Source organism: Segetibacter koreensis DSM 18137, from assembly GCF_000374045.1.
In the GTDB taxonomy this organism is placed as follows: Bacteria; Bacteroidota; Bacteroidia; order Chitinophagales; family Chitinophagaceae; genus Segetibacter; species Segetibacter koreensis.
On sequence record NZ_KB893322.1, the window covers coordinates 47,862 to 58,941 of the forward strand.

At 37.2% G+C, this 11,080-nt stretch carries 11 protein-coding genes; 7 read left to right on the plus strand and 4 right to left on the minus strand.

Annotated elements, in window-relative coordinates; translation table 11 throughout:
* Positions 1 to 92 precede the first annotated feature (92 nt).
* The 3 genes from B154_RS0109265 to B154_RS0109275 all read left to right on the plus strand — a co-directional run bounded on the left by B154_RS0109265 (position 93) and on the right by B154_RS0109275 (position 4,163).
* Complete coding sequence (locus tag B154_RS0109265) at positions 93 to 1,118, plus strand: quinone-dependent dihydroorotate dehydrogenase (protein ID WP_018613663.1); 1,026 nt, start codon at positions 93 to 95, stop codon at positions 1,116 to 1,118.
* A 90-nt stretch (positions 1,119 to 1,208) separates the two neighbouring features.
* Positions 1,209 to 2,018, plus strand: coding sequence for a TerC family protein (locus B154_RS28115; RefSeq protein ID WP_018613664.1), 810 nt, complete (start codon positions 1,209 to 1,211; stop codon positions 2,016 to 2,018).
* Positions 2,019 to 2,258: 240 nt separating this feature from the next.
* Positions 2,259 to 4,163, plus strand: coding sequence for a RecQ family ATP-dependent DNA helicase (locus B154_RS0109275; protein ID WP_026260073.1), 1,905 nt, complete (start codon positions 2,259 to 2,261; stop codon positions 4,161 to 4,163).
* A gap of 53 nt (positions 4,164 to 4,216) precedes the next feature.
* On the opposite strand, the gene B154_RS0109280 is transcribed toward B154_RS0109275, so the two are convergent.
* Positions 4,217 to 5,770 carry a helicase HerA-like domain-containing protein gene (locus B154_RS0109280; RefSeq protein WP_018613668.1) on the minus strand — a complete coding sequence of 518 codons (1,554 nt, stop codon included), beginning with the start codon at positions 5,768 to 5,770 and terminating at the stop codon, positions 4,217 to 4,219.
* Positions 5,771 to 5,980: 210 nt separating this feature from the next.
* Positions 5,981 to 6,352: a co-chaperone GroES gene (locus B154_RS0109285; protein ID WP_018613670.1), complete on the minus strand. Its 372-nt coding sequence runs from the start codon at positions 6,350 to 6,352 to the stop codon at positions 5,981 to 5,983.
* A gap of 280 nt (positions 6,353 to 6,632) precedes the next feature.
* Between B154_RS0109285 and B154_RS0109290 the strand changes: the two genes are divergently transcribed.
* Both B154_RS0109290 and B154_RS0109295 read left to right on the plus strand, forming a co-directional pair.
* A complete protein-coding gene (locus B154_RS0109290) occupies positions 6,633 to 7,328 on the plus strand; it encodes a response regulator transcription factor (RefSeq protein ID WP_018613672.1) in 696 nt (231 codons plus the stop codon).
* A gap of 128 nt (positions 7,329 to 7,456) precedes the next feature.
* On the plus strand, positions 7,457 to 7,723 hold the full coding sequence (locus tag B154_RS0109295; protein WP_018613674.1) for a hypothetical protein: 267 nt from the start codon (positions 7,457 to 7,459) through the stop codon (positions 7,721 to 7,723).
* Between the two features lie 67 nt (positions 7,724 to 7,790).
* Here the strand turns inward: B154_RS0109295 and ruvB are convergent, their stop codons facing one another.
* Entirely contained in the window at positions 7,791 to 8,819 is a 1,029-nt protein-coding gene (gene ruvB / locus B154_RS0109300; protein ID WP_018613676.1) for a Holliday junction branch migration DNA helicase RuvB, read from the minus strand.
* Between the two features lie 59 nt (positions 8,820 to 8,878).
* On the opposite strand from ruvB, the gene B154_RS0109305 reads away from it, so the two are divergent.
* Together B154_RS0109305 and B154_RS0109310 are read left to right on the plus strand one after the other, a co-directional pair.
* A complete protein-coding gene (locus B154_RS0109305; protein WP_018613678.1) occupies positions 8,879 to 9,526 on the plus strand; it encodes an NADPH-dependent F420 reductase in 648 nt (215 codons plus the stop codon).
* 33 nt (positions 9,527 to 9,559) lie between these two features.
* A complete protein-coding gene (locus tag B154_RS0109310) occupies positions 9,560 to 10,159 on the plus strand; it encodes a thioredoxin family protein (protein ID WP_018613681.1) in 600 nt (199 codons plus the stop codon).
* Positions 10,160 to 10,236: 77 nt separating this feature from the next.
* Here the strand turns inward: B154_RS0109310 and B154_RS0109315 are convergent, their stop codons facing one another.
* Positions 10,237 to 10,920 carry a peptidoglycan DD-metalloendopeptidase family protein gene (locus B154_RS0109315; protein WP_245542574.1) on the minus strand — a complete coding sequence of 228 codons (684 nt, stop codon included), beginning with the start codon at positions 10,918 to 10,920 and terminating at the stop codon, positions 10,237 to 10,239.
* Positions 10,921 to 11,080 lie beyond the last annotated feature (160 nt).

Sequence of the window (11,080 nt, forward strand, 5' to 3'; positions counted from 1 at the left end):
ATTAAAATTTGATAAAAAAGAAAAAGTGAATACAATTTTCATTATTCGTTGCTTTCATCAAATTTAATCATTTCCAACATTACCTTCGCAACATGTATGCTGTGTTGCGAGACATCCTTTTCAATTTTGATGCTGAAGACGTTCACTATTTTTCTATGAACGCAATGAAAACTGTATTAAAAGTTAACATTTTTAAAAAATTACTTGAAAAAAGTTTTCAATATCAAGATGCTTCTTTAGAGAAGCAGGTGTTTGGTCTGCCTTTTAAAAACCCGGTGGGCCTGGGAGCCGGATTTGACAAAAATGCTCTGTATTTAAAAGAGCTTGAAACAATAGGATTTGGGTTTGTCGAAATTGGAACTGTTACTCCATTACCTCAACCCGGTAATGAAAAACCAAGATTATTTCGTCTCCCAAAGGATAAGGCCATTATAAATAGGATGGGTTTTAACAACGATGGGGTAAAAGTGGTGGCAGCAAGGTTAAGGGCATCAAAAAGAAATATTATTGTTGGCGGCAATATTGGTAAAAATAAAGTGACGGCCAACGAAGATGCATGGAAAGATTATGAAATTTGCCTGAACGAATTATTTGACTGTGTTGATTATTTTGTGGTAAATGTAAGTTCACCAAATACGCCTGGCTTGAGGGAATTGCAGGAAAAAGCTTCTTTACGCAGAATACTCAGTCACTTGCAAAATATTAACCAGGGCAGAATAAATACAAAACCTTTGTTGCTAAAAATCGCCCCAGATCTTACCGTTGGTCAGTTAGACGATATTATAGAATTGGCACAGGAAATAAAACTTAGCGGCCTGGTTGCCACTAACACTACCATAAGCCGTAAAGGACTGGTTACAGATAAAGACACGCTTGAAAAAATAGGAGCAGGAGGATTAAGCGGCATGCCGCTAAAGGAAAAATCCACTCAAATGGTTCATTATATCAACCGGCAAACAAACGGCTCAATTCCACTAATAGCAAGCGGAGGAGTTTTTAACGGAAAAGATGCCGGGGAAAAACTGGCCGCAGGAGCCTCGCTTGTACAGTTGTGGACAGGTTTTATATATGAAGGCCCGGGCATAGTTAAAAGTATATGCAAAGAATTGGCAGATTAAAAAGCGGGCGTGATTATTGAAATCTTCGCTCGCATAGAGTAGCAACAAGTAGCTCTCTTATATATCAGCCACTTAAATTTATTTTAATATATGGAATATTTGTTTTCAGTAGATGCCTTGATAAGCCTGATAACCCTGGCAATCTTAGAGATTGTATTAGGCATTGACAATGTAATATTTGTTTCTATCATCATGGGAAGAATGCCCAAAAACCAACAACTAAACGCCCGGAGAGTTTGGATGGTTGCGGGAATAATTGTCCGTGTATTATTATTACTTGCTTTAGGATGGCTTATAAAGCAAAAAGGCAAACCATTGTTTGAAGTTTTTGGAAAAGGCTTTGACATTGCCAGTTTAGTCATGCTTGCAGGCGGGCTATTTCTTATTTATAAGACAGTTAAAGAAATACATCACAAACTCGAAGGGGAAGATGAGCTTGCCCAAGGATCTGCTGCCAAGCCAGCATCTTTTGCCAGCGCTATCGGCCAAATCATTCTTGTAGATATGGTCTTCTCTTTTGATAGTATTATAACTGCTGTTGGTATTGCCAAACACATAGAAGTGATGATTATTGCGGTCATAATTGCAATGATAATTATGTTTAGGTTCAGCCAGAAGATTGCAGATTTTATCGGCAGGCATCCAACCCTGAAAATGCTGGCTTTGTCATTTTTGGTAATGGTAGGTTTTGTACTGTTAGTAGAAGGGTGGGCCGGAGAAGATGCAGAAAGCCTTCATCTTAAAAATTATGTCTATTTCGCCATGGCTTTCTCTTTTACTGTAGAATTGCTGAATATGAAAATGCGCAAAAGTATTTCAAAACCGATTTCTTTACATACCCCGAAACTAGAGGACCCAGGGCTTGGAGAAGTAGCAAAAGGCATTTCTAAAAAGTTATAACAATTAAAAAATCTTATAAATATCTTTAGTGACACAACACAAGTTCTTTGTGGAACTTTTGTTGTGTCACTCACTTGTACAGTATCTTTTCATAGCAACTGTTCGCTTCTGAAGTATCAACTTTCAATGTGTTTAAATTAAGAACATCAGTAGACAAAGTTTTAAAATGATTACTCGCAAGCGCCGACAAAAGTTATATTTGTTTATAAGGTAACTTAAAGCATACCGCATTTCAACCTTTTGTCTTCACCACAAGTAATACTAAAGCAATATTGGGGGCATGACTCCTTCCGCCCATTGCAGCTTGATATTATTACTGCTGTAATGGAAGGTAAAGATGTGTTGGCATTACTGCCAACAGGCGGAGGAAAATCTGTCTGTTTTCAAATTCCGGCTTTGGTAAATGAAGGTTTATGTCTTGTAATAAGTCCGCTAATTGCACTTATGAAAGACCAGGTTGAAAATCTGAAAAAGCGGGATGTCATGGCCCTTTCAATTCACAGTGGCATGAGTTATTTTGAAGTAAAGCAAACCTTACAAAACGCAGCTTTTGGACCCTACAAGTTTTTATATGTATCACCCGAAAGACTTGAAACACCACTTTTTAAAGAATACCTGCCCGCTTTTAAGCTTAATCTTATTGCAGTAGATGAAGCGCATTGCATATCGCAGTGGGGCTACGATTTCCGGCCTCCTTATCTCCGCATCGCAACCATCAGGGAAGAATTTCCTGGTGTTCCTGTTTTGGCGCTAACTGCGTCTGCAACCCCTTTGGTACAGCAAGATATCTGCGATAAGCTTTTATTCAGGGAAAACATCATTTTCCGTCAATCATTCGAAAAACCGAATCTTTCGTTTAGTGTCTTTAAAGCTGATAGCAAGTTTAATAAACTTCTCGAAATACTGCAGAAAGTAAACGGGTCGGCAATCGTTTATTGTCGTAACAGGAAACGAACAAAAGAAATTTCAAATCTTCTAAAATTAAATAATATTTCTGCTGATTTTTACCACGCCGGGCTGTTACAACAAGATCGCAGCCAGAAGCAGGAAAATTGGATACAAAATAAAACAAGGGTAATAGTTTGTACCAACGCTTTTGGTATGGGCATAGACAAACCCGATGTAAGAGCAGTTGTTCACGTGGACATACCTGACAATCTCGAGAATTATTACCAGGAAGCAGGCCGTGCAGGAAGAGACGGTAAAAAATCTTATGCTGTTTTACTATATACCCAAATTGAGTTGGAGGAACTAAAAAAATTACCTGATATAAAGTATCCTGTTGTAAGTGAGATCAAAAAGGTTTACCAGGCATTAGCAAACCATCTTCAAATTCCCGTAGGTGCAGGCGAAGGCATTTATTATGATTTTAATTTGAATGAATTTGTAAGAAATTTTAAGCTTGATATTTTTCTTGTTATAAATGCTATTAAAGCTTTGGAGCAGGATGGGCATCTTACTTTTAATGAACAGGTTTTTCTTCCTTCAAAAATTAGTTTCACCTGTGATAAAGATGATCTGCTTGCTTTCGAAAATGCACATCCTCACCTTGACAATCTTATTAAATATTTATTGCGCAGTTATGAAGGAATTTTTGATAATGAAGTTTCAATAAACGAAAAGCTTTTAACGAAGTTAACAAAATTGCCACCGGAAGAACTTACCAATCAATTAAAAGAATTACAGGCATTTGGAATTATTGATTATAAACCGCAAAAAGAAACCCCGCAAATATTTTTTCTTGAAAACCGGGCTCCCGCCCAACACCTGGCTTTTAATCATACAGATTTTCTGAAACGAAAACAGCAATACCAGTTACGGGTAGATGCAATGGAAAAGTATATCTCTCTTGCTACCGATTGCAGAAGTCAATATATAGGAAAATATTTTGGCGATACGGAGATGAAGCGTTGTGGCATTTGCGATAATTGTCTTCAAAGAAAAAATATAGATTTATCATCTGAAGAATTTACAAGAATAACTGAAAGTATTTTACATGTCCTAAAAGCCGAATCTATAGACATAAAAATTCTTCTGGAAAAACTAAATGGTTTTAAAAAAGACAAAATATGGAAAGTGCTCGATTATCTTCAATCAGAAGGCAAGGTTACGGTGAATAAAGAAGGAAAAATAGAACGGCCATAGTCAAACGTTAATTAGGATTATGAAAATCTCCAATAAAAATTGCTGTAATTTCACTAAAACCAGCTCTTAGTTCTTCTGCTTCTCCCACCCAGCCCCAGCGCTCCCAGCAAGCTTCTTGTTATCATATTTGCTGCTGTGCGGCTAACGCTTTTAACTATCGGACTATCTAAAAAACTTTCTTCTTTTCTCGCAGACGTTTTGGTTTCCTTTGCAGCCTTTTTTTCTTCAGCCTGCTCCTCTGTTTTTTTTGCGGCTTCTTCCAGTTTTGCGTTTAATATTTCATAAGCACTTTCACTGTCTACAATTCTGTTATATTTTGTTGCAAGCTTACTTGCACCAACAATAGAATCAATTTCCACATCACTTAGTATATCCATACGGCTGCGGGGAGGAGCAACCATTAACTGTACAAGCGGAGTAGGTATTCCCTTTTCATTCAACAAGGTTACCATTGCTTCCCCAATGCCCATTTGTGTTATCAGTTCATCTGTTTTATAAAAAGATGTTTCGGGATAATTTTCCGCTGTTTGCTTTATAACTTTTCTGTCTGCTGCTGTAAAAGCCCGTAATGCATGTTGCACTTTCATACCCAGCTGGCTTAGCACGCTTGCCGGTACATCCATCGGGTTTTGTGTAACGAAAAATATTCCAATGCCTTTTGACCTTATCAGTTTTATAACAGTCTCAATCTGTTGCATCAATGCATCGCTTGCTTCCTGAAATATAAGGTGTGCTTCATCTATAAACAAGACCAGCTTTGGCTTATCCAAATCACCTTCTTCAGGGCATATTGCATATAACTCTGCAAGCATCTGTAACATAAAAGTTGAGAATAACTTGGGTCGGTTTTGCAAATCAGTGACGCGCAAAACATTTATCATCCCTTTGCCATCATCTCCAATTCGCATTAAATCTTCAACTTCAAAACTTTTCTCTCCAAAGAAAATATCTGCTCCCTGCTGCTGCAGTTCTACCACTTTTCGTAAAATAGTTCCTGTAGTTGTTGGAGGAATTTTTCCATAGCTTTTCTCAATCTCCGCTCTTCCTTCATTACCTGTAAACTGCAGAACTTTTACGAAATCTTTTAAGTCAAGCAACGGAAGTTTATTATCATCACAATACTTAAAAATGATAGAAACCAAACCACCTTGTGTATCATTAAGACCTAAAATCTTTGAAAGCAATACAGGACCAAATTCACTTACAGTCGCCCGCAGTCTTACACCTATTTCGTTGCTGATTGTAAGTAACTCTACCGGAAACTTTTCAGGGCTATAGGTAATACCGATCTTCTTACAACGCTCAGTTAAGTTGTCATTGATTGTTCCCGGCATGGCGATGCCACTCAAATCACCCTTTATATCCATCAGCAAAACCGGGATACTTGCATTACTTAGGGCCTCGCTTATCATTTGCAAAGTCTTGGTCTTACCTGTACCCGTTGCCCCTGAGATCAAACCATGCCTGTTCATTGTCTTTAACGGAAGAAAAACGTCTGCTCCCGGCATAACCTCACCATCAAGCATGGCTGTACCAATTTTTACGCTTTCTCCTTTAAAGGTGTAGCCTGATTTAACCGCATCTATAAATTTTTGCTGATCTGCCATGCAATCAATTTTTTGGAAAGTTACAATACCGACTTTTTAAAAGGCATTTTTTTGTAATTAACATTTACATTTAACACGGTCGTACGGTTTGCAGCCAAAAGTTATGCAACGCTCCGAGGATTCTTCCACCGATGTAAATGTTTGGCCACAAATTAGTTGTAGAATTAATCTGAATTAACTTTAATTGAAACTTTTTAGGATTAGAACCTTTTAAAATTCATCATCACGCTCCAGCATTAAAATGGCGCTTTGAGGAACAATATAATACTTCTCACCTTCGTACATTATTTCGATGGCGCCACTTAATAAAAAGATTGCAAGATCTCCTTCCCGTACTTGTAAAGGAATATACTTGACCTGTTCCTCCTCACTCTTCCACGATTCACCTTCTACCGGAAGAGGAATTGCATAACCAGGACCGGTTTTAATAACTTGTCCCTGCTGCACTTTTTCCTTTTCCTGCACTCCGGGAGGAAGAAACAGTCCTGTTTGTGTACGATCTGCAGTTTTAGAAAGACGAATCAATACTTTGTCGCCAATCACAATTAACTTCTTCAACTTATTATCGGGCGTTAGTATCATAGTCAGAATAAGATATTAGCGGCAAAATTAACCAACTCTCTATAAAAATATCAAAATGAATATTTTGTGGTGAAGAATGATTATTTTATAAATTTTAATGGCATAATTTTTACACAAAAAGTAAAAACAACTTGAAGTTTTCTTTATTTAAAATGTTTTGTTAAGGGTATTTACATTATTCATTCACTTAACACTATTATATTTTTTGTAAAAAAATATATATCAGCAAGTTGTATTTCTTTTCCTTTTAGTTTTATCTTTAAATAAAAAAAAGAATACTATGGAAGGCAGAAAATATAAAATATTATTGTGCGAGGATGATACCAATTTAGGAATGGTATTGAAAAACTACCTTGAGCTTAATGATTATGATGTTATTTTGGAAAGAGACGGAAGACTGGGGTTAGCTGCATTTCAAAGGGAAAAATTTGATATATGCCTCCTTGATGTAATGATGCCAAACATGGATGGCTTTACATTGGCTGAAGAAATACGTGATGTTGACCCTGACATGCCTTTGTTCTTTTTAAGCGCGAAAACCATGAAGGAAGATATAATTGCGGGTTATAAATTAGGTGCTGATGATTACATTACAAAGCCTTTTGACAGCGAAGTACTGCTTCTGAAGATTAAAGCAATTTTAAAACGTAATGAAGAAGAAAACCGGTTGAATGAAAATATTGAGTTTGACCTCGGCAGCTATCATTTTAATCCAAAATTGCGTGAATTGAGCCATAATGGAATAATGCAAACTTTATCACCAAAAGAAAATGAATTGCTTAAAATGCTTGCAGAGCATAAAAATGATTTGCTTCCCCGAGAGCAGGCATTAAAAAAGATCTGGGGTAGTGACACTTATTTTAACGGCCGCAGTATGGATGTGTATATTGCGAAGCTTCGCAAATACCTGAAAGATGATTCTAATATAGAAATTGTAAATATTCATGGAAATGGATTTAGGCTCGTCGCTCCATAAGCGCTAATCTAAAGACTCGAAAAACACGCTAGTAAGATTATAAATAAATAAAACCCATGACATTATTGCATGGGTTTTTCCATTTGAATATATGGTATCGGATTTGTGATTACTTCTAAAAATTCAGCATGTTTTTAATAAAAAGAATTATAGTTACGATCTCCTCTATTCTTGGTGCTTGCGTAGGTATGATCTTACTGGCCCTTTCAAATGCAGCTTTTCATTTTAATCTTTCTTTTAGCCAGGTTTCTTTATATGGCATAATAGGCGGTATTTTATTAGGAATAGTCGCAGGCTATTATATCATGTATCTTATTGTTAAGAAAGCTCGTAGATTTATTAATAACAAGTTGGCAGGTACTTTGGCAAGATTTAGTTTTTTAAGAAGAATATAAAACAGCACTTTTAGACTCACCTTGCTCAAAGTGAAGGGTGAGTCTAAGAGGTTTATCGGTTAGTTTATTAGAACAGTAATTCGCCTGGCTTTTGCTGGGTTCGTTTTCCTAAGTGTTCATAAGCTTTTATAGTTACTTCGCGGCCTCTTGGCGTACGCTGCATAAAACCTTCCTGAATTAAAAAAGGTTCATATACTTCTTCCAGTGTTCCGGGTTCTTCGCCAACTGCTGTAGCAATGGTTGTAAGTCCTACAGGTCCGCCCTTGAACTTTTCGATTATTGCCAATAGTATCCGATTATCCATTTCGTCAAGTCCATGTTCATCCACATTTAAGGCTTTTAGCGCATGTTGAGCAATGGCTATTTCAATTTTCCCGTTACTTAACACTTGTGCAAAATCACGCACCCTTCGTAATAAACCATTTGCTATACGCGGTGTTCCACGGCTACGCCGAGCAATTTCATAAGCTGCTTCACTGGTAATTTCTGTATGTAAAATGCCTGCGCTTCTTTCTACAATTTTCTTTAAAACGTCTGCATTATAATATTCAAGCCTAGATTTTATTCCAAACCGAGATAGCAAAGGAGCAGTCAATAAGCCACTGCGCGTAGTGGCGCCAACGAGCGTAAACGGGTTTAAGTTTATTTGTATGCTTCGCGCATTGGGACCAGTGTCGATCATTATATCCAGCCTGAAATCTTCCATTGCGGCATATAAATATTCTTCCACCACATTACTCAGCCGATGTATCTCATCTATAAAAAGAACGTCATTTGCTTCCAGGTTAGTAAGCAGGCCTGCTAAATCTCCCGGCTTTTCTATTACCGGTCCGCTGGTTTCTTTTATGTTTACTCCAAGTTCGTTAGCCACAATTCGGCTCAATGTAGTTTTCCCCAGTCCCGGAGGGCCATGAAATAAAACATGGTCTAAGGCTTCGCCCCGCAATTTTGCCGCTTTTATAAAAATGCTCAGGTTTTCTATCAATTGTGGCTGGCCCGCAAAATCTTCAATTTCTTTTGGTCTTATATTATTTTCAAATTCGACCTCTGCGGCCGAAATATTTTCTTTTCCTGTATTTAAGTTTGAATTGGCCATTGTAAGTATTAACTTGAGTGTAAAACTAATTATTCTCTCACACCTTAAAACCGAAACTAATGAAAATCGGCGTAATTGGCTCGGGCTTAGTGGGCCAGGTATTGGGAAAAGCATTTCTTACAGAAGGTTACGACGTAATGCTTGGTACTCGTAACATTGAAAAAGTTGAAGTTGCAAAATGGAAAGAGGAAAACCCCGCAGGACACATCGGAACTTTTGATGAAACAGCAAAATTTGGAGAAATTGTAATACTGGCTATAGCCGGAGCGGTAGCTGAAGATGCAGTAAGGCTTGCAGGAATAGAGCATTTTTCAGGAAAAACAGTTATCGACACAACAAATCCCATAGCGCCAGAACCTCCCGTAAATGGTGTACTAAAATATTTTACTGATGTAAATGAATCTCTTTTAGAAAAAATTCAACACCTTTTACCAGAAGCGTTCGTTGTAAAAGCATTTAACAGTGTAGGAAACGCTCTAATGTATAAACCTGCATTAAAAGGGGGAACGCCAACTATGTTCATCTGCGGAAATAATGCTGACGCAAAACATAATGTGACTGAAATTTTAGATAGTTTCGGATGGGAAACTGAAGACATGGGTTTTGCTGAGGCCGCAAGAGCAATCGAGCCGCTGTGTATTTTATGGTGTATTCCCGGTTTCCTGCACAACCGATGGATGCATGCTTTTAAATTGCTGAAAGCCTAAGTTTTCTATTCGTTTTACAATTATAAACAGCAGATGAAACTAGAACGAAAGCATTTAGAAAAAGCAATGGATTACCTAACGTATCGAAAATTAATAGACACACTACTACTAGAAGGAAAAACCACAGGGCGCAATCAATCTGCAAGTCTTACAGAATATGCCAGGCTCAATGTTGCAAGAATGAAAAGAGTGGATAAAACAATAGAAATTATCCCTGATTTACAAAAGGCCATTAGTGCAATTAAGAGCGGGCAAACATGGGTTGTAATAACTGAAGGATGGTGTGGCGACACAGCCCAAATTGTTCCTGTTTTTTATGCTTTATCAAAATTAAATGACAAGATAAATTTACAGTTGGTTTTGCGAGATGAAAATACAGAACTTATGGACCAATATTTAACCAATGGAAAAAGCAGAAGTATACCAAAACTAATAGTAACACGAACAGAAAACCTGGAAGAAATTTTTAACTGGGGTCCGAGGCCCGAACGTTTGCAAAAACAATTTTACAAATTGCGGGAGCAAAACCTTCCTTATAAAGAAATAACTGAAAAACTTCATTCGTGGTATTCAAAAGACAAGACGATAACTACACAAAAAGAGCTCTTAACCTTATTTACGAACATGCACTGATATTGTTATTCTACTGATTCTGCACTTTTTATTAAGTTAATCATTGTTTTCAAATACTTTCATTCACGAAAATTCTACTAATCATTTTTATCCCTGGTCGCATACTGCATCATCTGCAAAATCAAGTCAGGATCAGGGCTATTTAAAAGATATTTTTCCTTTTCAGAATATTTGCAAACGCCCCGGTAATCACCTTTCTCCCCGTTCATCTCGCTGATTATCTGAAAGTGTAAATGCGGAGGCCACTGCCCGTTTTCTTTCGGCTCGCCAAAATGTGCAAATTCAGTTCCTTTGGCTACATATTGTCCTTCTTCTAAACCTTTAAGGTCCCTTTTGCTTACATGTCCATATAAAGTATTAAAGATAACTCCATCGAGTTGATGATGAAGAATGATAGTTGCTCCATAATCTCCATAATGGTCATTAAAAGCAAAACTGTGCACATAACCGTCTAAAGGCGCAAATACCGGAGTGCCGGCTTTACCCCAAATATCAATTCCAAGATGAAGACGGCGAGGTTCTTCATCACCATCAAAAACATGGCTTCTTGAGTAAATAGTTCGGTGTTCATTATATCCACCGATACCATACATATATTTTTTATCCAGCAGTTTTTGTATGTATGCAGAAAAAGAACTTGTATTTAATAACATTTCGTCTGTAAGCGCCTCATTTGCAGCAGTAAAGTCAAGCTGCAACAGTTTATCTTCCTTATAATTAAAGGGAACAACCTGATGAAAGGTGGAAGAATTTTTTTTCAATAAAGCGTATAACGGGGACAAAAACATCGTATTGAATTAAATGATAGTAAAACTATTAATATTGATTTTACTTAATCGAACTTTTAAAAAGCCGGCTTAAGATGCATGTGAGTTTGAAAAACTTTTCCCTCAAAACTTGGAGGTTACCTTTTTAAATTAA